Origin of the sequence: Gallibacter sp. Marseille-QA0791 (genome assembly GCF_965119705.1) — a bacterium.
GTDB classification, from domain to species: domain Bacteria; phylum Bacillota; class Clostridia; order Peptostreptococcales; family Anaerovoracaceae; genus Lentihominibacter; species Lentihominibacter excrementipullorum.
In genome coordinates this window covers 669165-686397 of the sequence record NZ_CBCPMH010000001.1, presented here as the reverse complement: position 1 = coordinate 686397, position 17233 = coordinate 669165, and the positions used below count along the sequence as shown (strand labels likewise).

The 17233-nt window shown below is 49.8% G+C and carries 13 protein-coding genes and 1 riboswitch; all 13 genes read left to right on the top strand.

Features of this window, described 5'->3' with window-relative positions:
- Positions 1–2: 2 nt before the first annotated feature.
- Positions 3–70: riboswitch (glycine riboswitch) on the top strand.
- 133 nt (positions 71–203) lie between these two features.
- On the top strand, positions 204–2867 hold the full coding sequence (gene gcvT, locus ACQY69_RS03145; RefSeq protein ID WP_428258535.1) for a glycine cleavage system aminomethyltransferase GcvT: 2664 nt from the start codon (positions 204–206) through the stop codon (positions 2865–2867).
- A 1-nt stretch (position 2868) separates the two neighbouring features.
- Positions 2869–3525, top strand: a complete 657-nt coding sequence (gene sdaAB, locus ACQY69_RS03140) for an L-serine ammonia-lyase, iron-sulfur-dependent subunit beta (protein WP_428258534.1) — start codon at positions 2869–2871, stop codon at positions 3523–3525.
- Between the two features lie 16 nt (positions 3526–3541).
- Positions 3542–4423 carry an L-serine ammonia-lyase, iron-sulfur-dependent, subunit alpha gene (gene sdaAA / locus ACQY69_RS03135; protein WP_428258532.1) on the top strand — a complete coding sequence of 294 codons (882 nt, stop codon included), beginning with the start codon at positions 3542–3544 and terminating at the stop codon, positions 4421–4423.
- A gap of 20 nt (positions 4424–4443) precedes the next feature.
- Positions 4444–4827 carry a glycine cleavage system protein GcvH gene (gene gcvH, locus ACQY69_RS03130; RefSeq protein WP_428258531.1) on the top strand — a complete coding sequence of 128 codons (384 nt, stop codon included), beginning with the start codon at positions 4444–4446 and terminating at the stop codon, positions 4825–4827.
- Positions 4828–4872: 45 nt separating this feature from the next.
- Positions 4873–6228: an aminomethyl-transferring glycine dehydrogenase subunit GcvPA gene (gene gcvPA, locus ACQY69_RS03125; protein ID WP_428258529.1), complete on the top strand. Its 1356-nt coding sequence runs from the start codon at positions 4873–4875 to the stop codon at positions 6226–6228.
- A gap of 6 nt (positions 6229–6234) precedes the next feature.
- Positions 6235–7683 (top strand): aminomethyl-transferring glycine dehydrogenase subunit GcvPB, encoded by a 1449-nt coding sequence (gene gcvPB, locus ACQY69_RS03120; protein WP_428258528.1) that lies wholly within the window; start codon positions 6235–6237, stop codon positions 7681–7683.
- On the top strand, positions 7684–8724 hold the full coding sequence (locus ACQY69_RS03115) for a lipoate--protein ligase (RefSeq protein WP_428258527.1): 1041 nt from the start codon (positions 7684–7686) through the stop codon (positions 8722–8724).
- Entirely contained in the window at positions 8708–10081 is a 1374-nt protein-coding gene (gene lpdA, locus ACQY69_RS03110; RefSeq protein ID WP_428258526.1) for a dihydrolipoyl dehydrogenase, read from the top strand. The genes ACQY69_RS03115 and lpdA overlap by 17 nt, the downstream gene beginning before the upstream one ends.
- 285 nt (positions 10082–10366) lie before the next feature.
- Positions 10367–11764 (top strand): aminomethyl-transferring glycine dehydrogenase subunit GcvPA, encoded by a 1398-nt coding sequence (gene gcvPA, locus ACQY69_RS03105; RefSeq protein ID WP_428258524.1) that lies wholly within the window; start codon positions 10367–10369, stop codon positions 11762–11764.
- Between the two features lie 13 nt (positions 11765–11777).
- Positions 11778–13343, top strand: a complete 1566-nt coding sequence (gene gcvPB / locus ACQY69_RS03100) for an aminomethyl-transferring glycine dehydrogenase subunit GcvPB (RefSeq protein WP_428258522.1) — start codon at positions 11778–11780, stop codon at positions 13341–13343.
- A gap of 81 nt (positions 13344–13424) precedes the next feature.
- Positions 13425–14546: an ATP-NAD kinase family protein gene (locus tag ACQY69_RS03095; protein ID WP_428258520.1), complete on the top strand. Its 1122-nt coding sequence runs from the start codon at positions 13425–13427 to the stop codon at positions 14544–14546.
- Positions 14547–14570: 24 nt separating this feature from the next.
- Positions 14571–15368 carry an SDR family oxidoreductase gene (locus ACQY69_RS03090; RefSeq protein ID WP_428258518.1) on the top strand — a complete coding sequence of 266 codons (798 nt, stop codon included), beginning with the start codon at positions 14571–14573 and terminating at the stop codon, positions 15366–15368.
- Between the two features lie 18 nt (positions 15369–15386).
- Positions 15387–17192 (top strand): sigma-54-dependent Fis family transcriptional regulator, encoded by a 1806-nt coding sequence (locus tag ACQY69_RS03085; RefSeq protein WP_428258516.1) that lies wholly within the window; start codon positions 15387–15389, stop codon positions 17190–17192.
- Positions 17193–17233 lie beyond the last annotated feature (41 nt).

Genomic DNA, 17233 nt, shown 5'->3' with positions numbered 1-17233 from the left:
ACCTCTGAAAAGCGGAAACGCACCGAAGGAGCAATTTTGTAAAAAAGAAACTCTCAGGTTAATGACAGAGCGGGAGGCTGATTGCTTCCCGCTTTTTGAATACGCGGGATATACCCTTCATATATTTTCGTGATGTCGATGAAGTCTGTATCAGAAGAAAGACGGCGACCAAATTTTATTCAGTTTATCAACAGGAGGAAATAATGGAAGAATTGAAAAGAACACAACTCTATTCGGCGCATATCAAAGCCGGAGCGAAAATGGTGGATTTTGGAGGATGGGAGATGCCACTTCAATACCCTACCGGTATAATAGCGGAGCATCTTTATACGCGGCATGGCTGCAGCGTGTTTGATGTATCGCATATGGGGCGTTTTATAGTCACAGGCAGGGAAAAAATCGAGTTTCTGCAGCACGTGCTCACCAACAACGTGCAGGCTTTGAAGGTGAATAATGCGCAGTATTCCATTATTTCCAACGAAGAAGGCGGGGCTATCGATGACGCTTACGTATACAGGTTTACAGAGGACAGGTATACGGTGGTGGTAAACGCGGCCAACGCGGAGAAGGTGTGGGAGCACTTTTCGGAGCAGATCAAGAATTTCGACGCGCAGCTTGAAGATGTCTCAAAGGATTATGCCGCGATAGCTGTCCAGGGACCGGATTCGAGAAAGGTGCTGGGGAGGATCGTCGGTGAGGATGTACAGTTGACGGAGCCGGTGCGGAATGAATTGAACACGCTGAAGGTATCGTCTATGGAAGACATGATCATGCGTGTGGCAAAGACTGGATATACGGGAGAACCGATAGGCTATGAGGTGTACATAGAAAGCAGATACGCGGAAGAGCTGTGGGATAAGTTGATAGAATGCGGAGCCAGACCGGCGGGCCTTGGGGCGAGAGATACTACGAGACTGGAGGCTGGGATGCCGCTTCATGGACATGAACTGGGCAAAGATATAGATGGCAATGAGATCCCTATATACGCTGTGCCGCTGGCAAAGTTCGCGGTGAGCTTTTCCGAGGGAAAGGGAAATTTCATAGGGAGAGATGCGCTGAAAAGGCAGCAAGAGGCTTTCATCAGGATAAACAATCACGATTTTTCCGATTGCGCGGCGCTGCCTCGCAGGATGATGCCGATAACACTTCTGGGGCGTGGCGTGATGCGCGCCGGATGCAAGGTCATGAAAGATGGAAGAGAAGTAGGCTACGTCACCAGTGGGACGATGGTACCGTATTATGTATCGGAGGGAAAAGGCCTCGGCACTGTAATAACAGAGGAAACGGCTCAGCGCAGCATCGGGTTCTGTTATGTAGCCAGCGATGTGTTGACGGATGACAGGGTACAGGTCGACATCAGAGGGAAGTTGATAGACGCAGTGATCCCGGAATTTCATATGAAAAATGACGCGCCTCCGTATACCAGGGTCATCCTGTATGGTCATGAAACGGAGACGAAGGTGGGAGAAGGCGCGTCGGGAGAGGTGGCAGCCCTTGCTCTGATCAGAAAGTCTATAGATAATCACGTGTGGAGACAGGAAAAATGTATAAACCTGATACCGTCGGAGATGACGGCTTCGAGAGCTGTGAGACTCCTCCAGGTAACAGATCCTTCCTTCAGATACGCGGAGCATCGAAAGGTGGCATCCTTCTACAACGAAGAGATTTTCTATTATCAGGGAACGGAATTCATAGGGGATGTGGAAGAGCTTTTGATGAAGGAAATGGCGAAGTTCCTCGGCTGCCGTGAGACCGAGACAAGAGTCCTCAGCGGCCAGATGTCCAATACGTGCGTATTTTCAGCTCTTGTGGATTTTAAAAACAGACTCAATAGGAAGGTAGAGCCTAAGAGGCTCGGATATGTGATGAACAACCACATAATTAAGGGCGGTCACCTATCGGCGCAGCCTATGGGCGCTCTCAAGGATTTTGTCGCGGTAGATCCGGTGACTGAAAAAAGAGCTGTGGTGAATTTCCCTGTATCAGCTGATGATCCGTACAGGATAGATGTGGAAGAGACTAAAAAGCTTATAGAGGAATACAGACCTGAGCTGATAATCTTCGGAAAGAGCATGGTGATATACAGGGAACCTGTCAGGGAAATAAGTGAATTCATAAAGGATATGGGTCTGGATACCACCATAATGTATGATATGGCACACGTGCTCGGATTGATCGGCGACAATTTCCAGAAGCCTTTTGAGGAAGGGGCGGATCTTGTGACAGGCTCAACCCACAAGACATTTTTCGGGCCTCAGAGAGGCGTGATCGGCGGTAACTGGGAAAAGGGCGATCCAAAGTATGAGCTTTGGGAGACTATACAGTCAAGGGCGTTCCCGGGAAGTACCAGCAATCATCATTTGGGTACGCAGCTGGCACTTCTCATGGCGGCTTACGAGATGAATACCTTCAAAGATGAATATCAGAAAAATGTCATATCTAATGCCAGGAGTTTCGCCGTCAGCCTTAAAAACGCGGGGTTCGACGTTGAAGGTGATCCGGCGCTGGGATATACGCAGACGCATCAGGTCATCGTGAACGTGGGATATGGCAGTGGTGCGGAAATCGCTCAGAGGCTTGAAGACAATGACATAATATGTAATTACCAGGCGACTCCTTATGAGGAGGGATTTACGGCGTCAGGGGCGCTTCGCCTGGGTGTTTCGGAGATGACACGTTTCGGATTTGGTCAAAAGGAATTCGAAACGTTGGCGGAGCTGATGGCGGAATGCGTATTCAGAAAAAGAGACGTCAAAGAAGAAGTCAATGATCTGAGAAAAGGATTTACGAAGATGCTTTACTGCTTTGACGATGATGATATGAGAGACATTCTGCAGCAGTTGGCGGAACGTACGGGGGTATGCTGAGATGGTGAGCATACTCGATATAATAGGACCGGTAATGATCGGGCCGTCAAGTTCTCATACAGCGGGGGCGAACCGCCTGGCGAGGGTATCGCGGCAAATCTACGGGAAGCCCTTTGAGCGTGTGACGTTCCATCTATTCGGGTCTTTCGCGGCCACGTACATCGGACATGGGACTGATAAGGCGCTGACGGCCGGTATCCTGGGGATGAGAGAAGACGATGTGCGGATAAGAGATGCTGATAAACTGGCCAGAGAATACGGTATAGAGGTATCCTTTAAACCACGTGGCAATAAGACTCATGAGGAGTATGATCTGATAACGGCCTTTGAGAAAAAAGGTGAACCCTTATTTGCCGTGGCAGGCAACTCCGTAGGAGGCGGGAGGATAGCCGTGACCCAGATCGATGGGATAAGGACATTCATATCGGCGGGAAGTCCGACTCTGGTGCTGAATCATCTTGATGAAAACGGTGTGATAAGCAGAGTGACAGCGGTCTTGGCAGAAAATGGCGTGAATATAGCGGCCATGCGCACTGATCGTCAGAATATCGGAGGGAGAGCCATATCGGTGCTGGAACTGGACTGCGCTGTGGGAAAAAGCACAGTTGAGCAGATCAGAGCGCTGAAGGAGATAGAAAAGGTGTCTGAGATAAGTTGATGTGAGGTGTTTTCAAATGTATGGTGATTTTGCGGGCCTTTGCAGAGAGGCGGAAAATAATGGCGCCGGACTGTGGCGAGCGGTGCTGGATCGTGAAATGTACAGGAATTCTCTGTCGGAGGAAGAAATATTGACTGAGGTCGCAAGATGCCTTGAGGTCATGATGGAGTCAAGTAAATTCACGGAACCGTCGGACGGCGAGTGTATTTCTCTGGTAGGAGATATCGCGTCGAGACAGAGAGATTTCGCGAAAAGCGAAGGATCTCTGTGCGGAGCGAGTATCAATGAAGCGATGGCAGACGCTCTTTCATGTATCCAAAGCGATTACTACATGGGGAAGATATGCGCCATGCCGACAGCAGGTTCCTGTGGCATAGTCCCGGCGGTGCTGTTTCATACGGCGCGGAAGACTGGGGCCGAAAGGGAACGTGTGATCAGAGGGCTGCTTACTGCTGGCGGCGTGGGAGCGCTGGCAGCGGAACGGGCGACTATTTCGGGTGCTGCCGGAGGATGCCAGGCTGAATGCGGTGTCGCGGCTATGATGGCCGCTGTGGCAGCCGCTGAAATGTGTGGCGCGGAGCCTGAAGCCTCTCTTTCCGCCGGAGCATTTGCCATGATAAACGCCATGGGTCTTGTGTGCGATCCGGTGGCAGGCTTGATACAGATACCGTGTGTATACCGCAATGCGTCTCAGGCGATGAATGCGTTGCTTTCCGTGGATCTGGCGCTGGCAGGCAACAGGTCCATGATACCGCTGGATGAGGTAGTAGAGGCTATGTACGAAGTGGGCCAGAAAATGGCGCCTGAGCTGAGAGAAACAGCCGCGGGAGGTGTCGCTGGCACGGATACCGCGAAAAAAGTTGAGAGATCCGTAGGATTTTCTATAGAAGATAAGTGAAGTGAAACAGGAGGTAAACTATGAATTTTCCAAAAGAATTAAAGTACTCGAAATCGCATGAATGGGTAAAGATGACGGGAGACGCTGAAGCGGTCATAGGATTGACAGATTACGCTCAGGATCAGCTGGGAGACCTGGTGTTCGTCAATCTTCCGGAAGAAGGGGATTCTTTTGAAGTGGATGAGGCCTTCGCGGACGTCGAGTCTGTAAAGGCGGTGTCTGACGTATTGTCACCTGTGGCGGGGACGATCGAAGCGATCAATGAAGAACTACTGGATTCTCCACAGATGATAAATACGGATCCGTATGAGGCGTGGCTTGTCAAGATGGTGGAGATATCGGAGAGCACCGATCTGATGAGCGCTGACGAATACGAAGAGTTCATAAAATCAGAAGGGAAATAGGTACAGTTTCTGGCTGTATAACAGATTGAGACAGGAGGTGCGTCTATGGGATTTTACGTTCCCAATACGGAAAAACAGCAGCGGGAAATGCTGATGGACATAGGGCTGGATAATTTCGATGAGCTTTTTTCACAGATCCCTGAGGAGGTCCTTCTTTCGGAAGGCCTTGATATCCCTCGTGGGATGAGCGAAATTGAGGTGGCGGCTAAGACTAAGGAAATAGCGCGGAAGAACAGAGTATTCGGAACGTGTCTGAGAGGAGCCGGAGCATACAGGCATTACATACCGGCTATCGTGAACAACATAGTCAACAAAGAAGAATTTAAAACCGCTTATACGCCGTATCAGGCAGAGCTCAGTCAGGGGATACTACAGTCCATATTTGAGTATCAGACCATGATCTGCGAGCTGACCGGCATGGACGTATCGAATGCGTCGGTGTATGACGGAGCTGTAGCAGCGGCGGAGGCGGCTATGATGTGCAGGGACAGACGGCGCGGGACGGTGATGGTATCGGCGACGATACATCCTAATGTGTTGAAGGTGATGCGTACATATTGTGGAGCGGCGGGAGCGAAACTGATGATCGTTCCGATGACTGAGGACAATAGGATGGACCTGAGGGCTCTCAGGGAAGAACTGAGCAAAGAGGAAAAAATCGCGTGTCTGTACGTGCAGCAGCCTAATTTCTTTGGGATACTGGAGGAATTTGACGGAGTCGCCGATATCGTCCATGAAGCCGGAGCGAAGTTTATAATGGGATGCAATCCTATTTCACTTGGCATACTCAGGACGCCGAAGGAGTACGGTGCGGACATAGCGGTAGGAGAAGGGCAGCCTCTCGGGATGCCGTTATCTTTTGGAGGACCGTATCTCGGGTTCATGGCGGCGGAGAAGAGCCTGATGAGGAAGCTTCCGGGAAGGATAGTGGGGCAGACGACAGACGCCGACGGAGAAAGGGCTTTCGTACTTACGCTGCAGGCAAGAGAACAGCATATCAGAAGAGAGAAAGCCAGTTCCAATATATGCTCCAACGAGGCGCTGTGCGCACTGACAGCATCAGTATATATGGCGGCAATGGGACCGGAAGGACTGGCCAGGGCGGCCAGGATGTCGATGGAAAATGCCCATTGTCTGGCGGAGAAATTAACTGAGGCTGGACTTCTGATAGACGATAATGCTGAATTCTTCAATGAGTTCGTTACGGAAATACCGGAAAGCGCCGGAGTAAGCTGCGGCGATATACTGGCCATGCTGGAAAGAAAGGATATATTGGGAGGATTGCCGCTGGACGACCGAAAAATGCTCTGGTGTGCCACGGAGGTCAACACCATCTCACAGATTTCCGAAGCGGCCGACGTAGTTAGAGAGCTTTTAAGTGATAACGAGAAGGAGGTGTAACGTAATATGGAATTGATATTCGAAAAAAGTGTTTGCGAAAAGGGCCTCTTTCTGTTGCCGGAGGAAAGCTCTTCCAGAGCAAAGGTATCGGAGAGATTTATGCGAAAGATAGCTCCCAGATTGCCGGAGCTGTCTGAAACTGAGTTGAACAGACATTACAGCAGTCTGGCGAAGAGGGCTTACGGGGTGAATGACGGGTTCTATCCGCTGGGGTCATGTACGATGAAATACAATCCTACGGTAAATGAACGAATCGCGGCTTACGACGAGCTTACGGACATACATCCGCTTCAGCCTTCCGCGACAGTTCAGGGATGGCTCGAGCTTTTCGATATGGCGAGGGATTATCTCTGTCATGTGACGGGGATGGATGACGTATGTTTCCAGCCCGCGGCGGGAGCACACGGTGAATTTACCGGTCTGCTGCTGATAAAATCCTACCATGAAGCCAGAGGCGACAGCGGGAGGACAAAGATAATAGTGCCCGATTCCTCTCACGGTACGAATCCCGCCAGCGCGAATATGTGCGGCTATGGCGTGATAAGCGTTCCATCAAATGAAAAGGGCGGCATAGATCTCGAAGCGCTGAAGGCTGCCGTGGGGGAAGATACGGCAGGGCTCATGCTGACGAATCCCAATACCCTGGGGATCTTCGACGAGAACATACTGGAGATAACCGAGATAATACATGAGGCGGGCGGCCTCTGTTATTACGACGGGGCAAATCTCAACGCGATAATGGGTATAGCCAGACCTGGAGATATGGGCTTTGATGTGATGCACATGAATCTTCATAAGACGTTCTCTACGCCTCATGGAGGCGGAGGTCCTGGAAGCGGACCGGTGGCCTGCAAGGAGTTCCTGACGCCGTATCTGCCCGGCAGAAAGATAGTAAAAACCGGGGGCGACGGCGGATATGACATGACATCGTCTGAGGAATCGGAGACCTCAGTAGGTATGTTCTGGGGAAATGCTCTGGTGGTGGTAAAGGCGCTGGCGTATCTGATGTCGCTTGGCAGCGATGGCATACCGTATTCCGCTCAAAACGCGGTCCTCAACGCGAACTATATGAAATCAAAGCTTGAAGACATATATGATGTGCCATATGGCGAGATATGTATGCATGAGTTCGTGATAAGCGCGGAAAAGCTGAAAAGAGAGACGGGAGTCGCGGCTCTCGATATCGCGAAAGCTCTCATAGATGATAATATACATCCGCCTACGATATACTTCCCTCTCATAGTAAATGAAGCGATGATGTTTGAACCTACGGAAACGGAATCCAGAGAAACGATAGATGACGCGGTGGAAGTCCTGAGGAAGATATATCGGGAAGCATACGAGGCACCTGAGAAGCTGCACGAGGCGCCTCATAACGCTCAGATAAAGAGGCCGGATGAAGTGCTGGCGGCAAGACAGCCTGTCTGCCGTTATGAATCCAAGGAGAAGGAATAGATGACAGAGAGACTGTGGATAGTGGAAACACCGGAGACATATCCCTACAGGAATCTTGCTCTGGAAGAGTATCTTCTCATGTCTGTGCCTGAAAAAACGCAGATACTGTATCTCTGGCAGAACAGGAACACCATCGTGGTGGGAAGGAATCAGGATGTATTCCGTGAATGCGATATGGAACAGGTAGAAGAAGGGGGCTTAAGGATAGCCAGGAGATTGTCGGGCGGAGGAGCTGTTTTCCACGATATGGGAAATCTGAATTTTACATTTTTATGCAGGAAAGAAGATCGTGATATAGGAAGGAATACCGATATCGTACTGTCGGCTCTGAAGAAACTGGGAATAATCGCGGAACGTTCAGGACGCAACGATATTTTGGCCGGAGGCGCCAAGATCTCCGGTAACGCGTTTTTTGAGACAGGAGGATTTTGCTATCATCATGGGACATTGCTTGTAGATACGGATAAGGATCTGATAGCACGGTATCTTTCCGTTTCAAAGGAAAAGCTTCGGCTGAAGGGCGTTGATTCCGTAAAGTCGCGGGTGACGAACCTGAAGGATCTTAACGGCGATATCTCGGTAGAAAATATGAAAGCCAGTTTAATGGAAGCTTTTTCTGAAAAATATGGGATCGTACCGGAATTCCTGTCAGTTGAACAGTTTCCGGAGAGAGAAATAGAAGAGCGAACGGAAAAATTCAGCTCACGTCAGTGGATCTACGGCAAGAAGATCTTCTGCAACAGGCGGAAGAAGGAGCGTTTTGACTGGGGAGATGTCGAGATCCTGCTTTATGTAGAGGATGATATGATATCGCGCGCTCATATATTTTCGGATGCCATGGATCAGGATTATATTTTGAAAATTGCGGAGGCGATGACAGGGTGTCGATGTGACGAGGAAACCATACGAAAGACTCTGATGGAGGTCAACGATGGTATTTCTCTGCCGGACAAAGGAAAGGGTGACAGGACAGAGGATATGATGAAGATGATGACAGGGTTGATAGAAAGACAGGAGGCGGCAGATGAGCGACAGATATGATCTTATTGTATTGGGCGGTGGACCTGGCGGGACCGCGGCGGCGCAGGAAGCCGCGATACGGGGGATGAAGGTCGCCCTGGTGGAAAAAAGCGATATAGGAGGGACGTGTCTGAACAGGGGGTGCGTACCGACGAAGATGGCTCTGCACGTTGCGGAGATATACAGGCAGGCACGAGGTGCCGCCAGGTTCGGCATGATGGGAGGCGAGGGACTTCGGATGGAGCTGAGCTCTTTCAGAGAATACAAGGAGGATACTCTCGAGACATTACGCCAGGGAATGATGAATGCTATGAAAAAATACGGCGTGGATGTAATAACGGGAGAGGGGAAAATCATTGACCGCGGTGTGGTGAAGATAAATGAAAAGTCGTACGAAGCGGAGAGAATCCTGATTGCCGCAGGATCGGTACCGGCTGGCATACCTGTCTTTGGGGCAGATCTTCCGGGAGTGGTAAGCAGTGATGAGATGCTGGAGTTTGAAACGATACCGAAAAAGCTGGTCATCATCGGAGGCGGTGTCATCGGAGTCGAGATGGCATATCTTTACAGTTCCTTCGGAAGCGAGGTGACGCTGATAGAGTCCATGAAGCGGCTGCTGGTCAATCTGGACAGGGAGATAGGGCGAAGCATAGCTCAGATCCTGGAGAAACGAGGTGTTGAGATACACACCTCGGCGATGGTAGAGAAAATATGTCGCGATGCCGTAGGGATGCTCAACTGCATGTACGAGGAAAAAGGCGAAAAGAAAAGCGCTGAAGGAGAAACAGTGCTGATGGCTACGGGAAGGAAAGCGCGTGTAGACGGGATATTCAGCAAAGAAAGCGCGAAGCTGGCGGAAACGATAAAAGGGGAGAAGGGGCAGATAGAGGTAAACGAGAATTATGAGACGGCAGTATCTGGGATATTCGCCATAGGAGATGTTATCGGAGGCATCCAGTTGGCGCACGTAGCGGCTGCTGAGGGTAAGAACGCGGTATGCGCTATGGTTGGTGAAAAGCCGTGTATCAATATGGAGTCGGTCCCTTCGTGTGTATATACGGATCCTGAGATCGCCAGCGTTGGGATGAGCGCTGATGAGGCAAAGGCTACAGGGCTAAAGGTCGTGACCAGGAAATATCTGATGGGCGCTAATGGCAAGTCAGTATTGTCCGGGCAGGAGAGAGGCTTTATAAAAGTCGTCGTCGATCCGGAGACTGAAAGGATAGCAGGGGCTCAGATGATGTGCGCCAGAGCAACGGATATGATAACTCATTTTTCCCAGGCTATGGCATCGGGACTTACATTGAAAGACATGGCAGCGATAATATATCCTCATCCTACTTTTTGCGAGGCTATCGGCGAGGTTGCAGCTGATTGATATGTATTTATCAAAACAGCGAAAAAGCTTATCAAATATGATAAAAAAGGAAGGCAACTGTTAAAAAGCCAACCTTAAAACTCTTTTCCGCATTGGCATTATGGGATATGCAGCATTATTTATCAAAAATGATAAAACAGATGGCTTTTAATGCCTCAAAACCTGCAAATTTCAACGATCATATGTATTGGCGCGAAAATTGCATTATCTATTTGAAGGAAAGTGCTTTGATGAACGTTATAACTGGAATTCTCGAATTATGAAGAAAGGAATCACATGACGAAAATGAAAAAGGAAACGGTTTACCCATATATACCGAACACTGCTCCGGATACGAAACGGGTACTGATGGAGGCGGTCAACGCCAAGACGGAGAGAGAGATCTTTGATGTAATTCCGGACAGACTTATGTATGATGATTTTGATTTTCCTGATCCGATACCGGATGAGTACAGTCTGAGACGACATATGGAAAAAATCCTCGATAAAAACGCCAATCTGGGAACACACCTTTGTTTCTTGGGAGCAGGATGTGCTCCTCATTTCATTCCATCTGTCGTGGATGAGGTGCTGAAGAGAGGAGAACTGGTGACTGCTTATACCAGCGATATGGGCGACCAGGGAAGAGGACAGATGCAGTTCGAATATCAGAGCCTGATGGCGGAGCTTCTCGACATGGAAGTTATCGCCTTCCCACAATATGATGGCGGGAGTTCATTGGGTCACGCCATCCGTATGACTCGGAGGCTCACGGGAAGAGATAAAGTGCTGGTTGCTTCCAATATGAACAGAGTAACATTGGAAATCGCCGAAAATTATCTGACCCAGATCGACGGGAAGTATTGCGAACTGATACCGATCGAATACGATAGAGGCACGGGACTTTTGGATCTGGATGATCTGAAGGCAAAGCTGAACGATGAGATCGCCGGTGTTGTGATCGAAAACCCTACCTTTTTCGGGACCATCGAGCTTCACGCCAGAGAGATAGGAAAGCTGGCAAAGGATGCCGGGGCTGAATTCGTCGTATACGCGGACCCGATTTCACTTGGGCTTTTGGAGGCGCCTGGAACCTACGGGGCGACCATCGCCTGCGGGGACATACATTCGCTGGGTCTGCATATGGGAGCAGGTTCAGGCGTAGGCGGTTATGTAATGGTAAAGGACGAATACCGGTACGCTAAAGAATTGAAAGATATGATGTACGCGGCTTCTCCTACGAGAGTAGAGGGAGAGATAGGTTTCAGCTTCGAGGCTTCCTTCGACAGGACATCCTACGAGATACGTGAAAAATCAGCGGAGTTCACGGGAACGAGCGCAGGTCTCTGGACTGCCGCAGCCGGAGTGTATTTGGCGACCATGGGACCTAAGGGGATGAAAGAGGTTGGGGAATCTATAATCAGCCGCAGCGCTTACGCGGCGAAAAAGATAGCTGCTATAGACGGTGTGTCCGTCAGATTTTCCGGGCCGTCCTTCAAGGAATTTGTCGTCGATTTCAGTGAGACTGGAAAGAGCGTGGAGCAGATAAATAAGGCGCTTTTGCAGGCCGGTATAATCGGAGGATATGATCTTTCCGGATTATATCCGGAGCTGACCGGATGTATGTTGCTCTGCGTGACAGAGATACATATGAAAGAGGATATCGACAGACTGGTCGATGAAATAGTACGAGTTATTTCCTGATTGAGTGGAAAGGGTGAGAATATTGAAGCAAGTGAAGATAAGAGATTTTCATCAGGCGAGATGGAACGAACCTATCATAATGGAACTTTCCGTAGAAGGTGAGCGAGGCGTTTTGTTGCCGGAGATGGAAGATGAAATAGCAAAAGAACTGGGGCAGATAGAATTAGGTGATATAAAGAGGAAAAGCGAGCTGAAGCTGCCTGAGATCAACCAGCCTCGCCTGGTAAGACATTACAGCCGGGTCACTCAGGAAATGATGGGCTCTGACAATACGCTGGGGATATCCCAGGGAACGTGTACGCTGAAGTATAATCCAAAAGTGCAGGAACATACCGCGCTGGACAGGAGGATCGCCGACGTACATCCTCTCCAGGATGAATCCGTAATGCAGGGCATACTGGAGATCTACTACAGAACGGACTTTATGATGCAGCAGCTGGCGGGAATGGACAAATTCTCATTTCTCCCTACAGGAGGAGGACAGGCCATCTATGTGAACGCGCAGATCGTGAAAAAATATCATGAAGACATGGGGCATGAAGGAAAGGATGAGATCGTAACGACACTCCATTCGCATCCGGTAGACGCCGCGGCGTCATCCACGCTGGGATATAAGATCATAACACTGATGCCGGATCCGGAGACGGGACTTCCTAACTGGGATGAGTACATGGCTGCTTTAAGCGAGAAGACAGCGGCTATATTTATCACGAATCCGGAGGATACGGGAATTTTCAACGATCGCATCGATGAGTTCGTGAAAGCTGCCCACGAGGTGGGAGCCGTATGCGTATACGATCAGGCTAACGCCAACGCGCTGATCGGCGTATCGAGAGCCGGAGACGCGGGTTTCGATCTTATGCATTTCAATCTGCATAAGACCTTTTCCGCTCCTCACGGCTCAGACGGTCCGGGCTGCGGCGCCATAGGATGCAGAGAAAAGTTCATAAAATATCTTCCTAAACCGACTGTCGAGGAGAAGGACGGGATCTACTGTCTCGATTATGACAGAGAGCTGAGCGTCGGATATGTAAAGATGTTTATGGGAAATGCCATGGCGGTGCTGAAAGCCTATATGTGGTGCCGCAGTCTCGGCATCGATGGACTCAGGCAGGCTGCCGTGATATCTGTCCTGAACAATCAGTATATGACGAACCAGATACTGAAAAAGGTCCCGGGAACGAAACTCTATTTCGACGACGGCCGCAGGAGGATGGAGCAGACTCGTCTTTCCTTCGAGGGGCTTATGGAGGAGACAGGCTGCGGTATCGTAGATGTGAACCACAGGCTGGTGGATTATGGTATTTCGGAGCTGTGGATGTCACATCATCCGTTCACCGTACCGGAACCATTCACACCGGAGCCATGTGAGAGCTACAATAAAGACGACATAGACTATTACGTGGAAGTGCTCAGGAGGATCGCCGAGGAGTGCAGAGAGGATCCTGAAATGGTGAAGGCTTCGCCGCATAAGGCGGCCAGACACGCGCCGCAGGCTATTCCGGAAACCTCGTCGAGAGAGGACTTTGAAAAGCTGGCGACGACGTGGCGGGCTTATGTGAAAAGATTTGAAGTATAGAGTGAGAGTGTGAAATTATAAAATCAGAGTAGGATTTTTCCTGCTCTGGTTTTATATCGGCAGGAACAGGTTGGGAACAGGATGAAGAAGAGGATTGGTTTAATCGTGAACCCTGTCGCGGGTGTCGGCGGGAAAGCGGGCTTTAAAGGCAGCGACGGGGAAGAAATTCAACGAAAAGCATTTGCAAAGGGCATCCGGCCGGAGGCTCACCTGAAAGCGCGGGCCGCGTTGTCAGTTTTTCAGGATATGGCGGACGAGGTAGAGATACTGACGTACAGAGGGAACATGGGACAGGAAGAAGCTGAGGATTGCGGCTTTTCCGTGATCGACGTAGGTGCGCCTGATGACATGGGAAGCACCAGGGAAGAGGATACGAAAAGGTTGGCGGGCAGGCTGCTGGAAGAGGAAGTGGACTTGATAATTTTCGCCGGCGGAGACGGGACTGCGAGGATCGTCAGCAGTGTCATCGGAGAGCAGATCCCTGTCGTAGGGATCCCCGCAGGCGTGAAGATACATTCCGGAGTTTATGCGATAAACCCAAGGAATGCCGGGAGAGCCGTTAAAAATTTCATAACCGGTGAGATCACGCGGACGAAAGAAGCTGAGGTGATGGATCTGGACGAGGAGCTCTATCGAAAGGGCGTCATCAGTCCGAGGCTGTACGGCTATATGAGGGTACCGGATGATAAGAGATCTATACAGAATGTGAAGATGCGCTCAGTTTCTCAGACGGCGGCGCTGGATTATATCGCTACGGATGTGATACAATCTATGGAAGAAGATGTCGTTTATCTCATAGGCGCGGGAACCACTACGAGGACGATCATGATCCTGCTGGATATGGAGTATACATTGATAGGGATCGATGCCGTCTGCAACGGCAAGCTGCTAGAAAAGGATCTGGATGAGGCGAGGCTCTGGGATTTGGTTTCTCACAGGAAATGTGTGCTGATCACAACTGTTATCGGAGGTCAGGGTCATGTTTTCGGCAGAGGGAATCAGCAGCTTAGTCCGAGGGTGATCAGAAAGCTGGGAAGGGAGAATATAGAGATCATAGCGACTAAGGAAAAACTGTTGTCATTGCCGGGTCGCAGGCTTCTCCTCGATACAGGTGACGCGGAGCTGGATAAGGAACTGAGCGGTTACGCGAAAGTGATCACAGGTCTGGATGAAAGAACGATGTGTAAAATAGAAGGAGAATAGGCGAAATGATCGCGGAGGAATGATATGAAGCCATTGGAAGGAAAAACAGCATTTGTCACGGGAGCCGCGCAGGGAAATGGATTCGGCATTTCCAAAGTGCTGATGGAGAAGGGCGCCTGTGTGATAATGACGGACAAATCGGGGATAGTAAAGGAATCGGAGAAGAAACTCGAAGAGATGACGGGACAGCGAGGGAGCATATCCTATATAATGGACGTGACTCAGGCGGACAGCGTGGAAGAAGTCGTAAAAGACGCGGAATCCCGAGTGGGATCCATCGATATTTTAGTCAATAATGCGGGGATATCTCTCCTGACGGAGATAAAAGATATGGATGATGGGTTGTGGGACCTTCATTTTGATGTTAATGTAAATGGTGCGAGAAATTGTGTCAAAGCGATCTTGCCAGGCATGATGGAGCGCCGTTACGGACGTATCATCACGATATCGTCGGTGACCGGACCGAGAGTCTGCGATCCGGCTAATATCGCTTATGCGACGACTAAGGCGGCGCTGCTGGGATTCAGTAAGGCTATCGCCATCGATACGGCGGAATACAACATAACATCTAACGCGATACTTCCGGGGTACTTCCTGACGCCTATGGTAGAGCTGACAGCGGAGGAAACGGATCCGGAGGATCCGCAGAGAGTTCTGGATGAGATCGTGGAGACGGTACCGGTCGGAAGGTTCGGAAAGCCTGAGGAGATAGGTTATCTGGCGGCTTTTCTCGCGTCGGATGAGGCGGCGTATATCACAGGGAGTGAATTTGTCATCGATGGCGGGAGCACGCTTCCGGAAACAATTTCTGTAGGTCGATAGAAGGAGAAGCAGATAAGCATGAAACTTTCCGCAATACAAAATACGGTACAGGCAGTTGCCGAAGCTATTTCAGAAGCAATAGGCGTTGAGACGGAGATCGTCAGCGATGAGGAGATCATCGTCGCGGGCACAGGGAGATATCGCGACAGGATAGGGAGCATAGAGGAATGCGGCGATAGCACTACGAATGAGATCTATGGCATGATTTTTCGGACCGGCGCGCAATATATAATCGAAGACGCTCCAAATCACCCGGATTACTGGGGCGCCGAGGGCGAATTAGCGGAGGTATGCAGCCCCATCGAGCTGGATGGCAATGTGATTGGCATCATAGGTCTGGTGGCCTTTACGGAAGAACAGAAGGCGAGCCTTTTGGCGAAAAAGGAAAACCTGCTGAATTTCTGTAATAAGATGGCTGACCTTATCGCTACCAAGGCTAAGGAAATAGCTATCACCAACGGGATGCGGACGATACTTTCGGCCATCAGCGAAGGCGTATTTTATGTCAGCAGGAATGGGACGATCCTCGAGTGCAATAAAAAAGCGGCGGAGCTGCTGCACAGGACATGTGATGAGATCATAGGCAAGAACATAGAGCTGGTATGGGAGGATTCCTTTGTGCTTGAAGCGGTGAAAGAAGGTCTTCAGTGTAAAAGTATAGAAAAGCGGTATATAGATAAAAGCGGACATGAGCTGCATTGCCTCATGGATATCTCGCCGATCTATCTCAAGGAGACAGAGCAGGCTGGATTCTTTGACACGGACGAAGCGGGAAAGAGTGAGTTCTCCGGAACGGTGATATCTTTTAAGGATATGGCGGATATCAAAAAGCTGGTCTATGACATGACCGATAACAGCATGCCGAACAAATACGGTGATATCATCGGTAACAGCAAATGGATCCGTGACATCAAAGCTCAGATCAATCGTATCGCGGATAGTAAGTCCAGTGTGTTGATCACGGGCGAGAGTGGTACGGGAAAGGGTCTGGTGGCAAAGACGATCCATGAGTACGGGAACAGGAGGGAAAAGCCTTTTGTTCTTGTAAACTGCGCGGCCATACCTGATACGCTTGTTGAGAGCGAGTTGTTCGGATATGAGGAGGGAGCCTTTACAGGGGCGAAGAAAAACGGTAAACCCGGAAAATTTGAATTGGCTGACGGAGGCACGATCTTCCTGGATGAAATAGGAGATCTGCCGTTGTCGCTGCAGGGAAAGCTGCTTCAGGTGCTTCAATCAGGAAGCTTTACGAGAGTTGGCGGGACTTCGGAGATATCAGTCGACGTCAGAGTCATCGCCGCTACGAATAAAAACTTTGAACAGATGATAAAAAACAAAGAATTCCGTGAGGATCTGTATTTTCGCTTGAATGTCATCCCCCTTAAGATGCCTAGTCTGAAAGATCGGAGAGAAGACCTGCCGCTGCTGCTGAACAACGCGCTGAAGAAATACGGGAGCATGTTGGGGAAGCGTGTCCAGGGATTCAGTGATGAAGCTATGTCGGCTCTCATGTCCTACAACTGGCCGGGAAATGTCAGAGAACTGGAAAACGCTATAGAGTATGCGATCAATATGGAGGATAAAGATATAATATCAAAGAGTTCTCTTCCGGAGAAGGTGAAAAAAATGGAGACATTCAGTCGGAAAGGAATGTCTCTGGCTGAAAAACGGGATGCTTTTGAGAAAAATGTCATTGAACAATGTCTGCAGCAGGAGGGGTATTCAGTCGAGGCGAAGAAAAGAGCAGCAAAAAAGCTGGGTATCGGCGAAGCGACGTTGTACAGGAAGATGAAAGCGTTGAACATCGATACGAAGGAAAAGTAAGGCCTTTTCTGAAACAGACAGGCTGGTTTTCATCAGGAGGA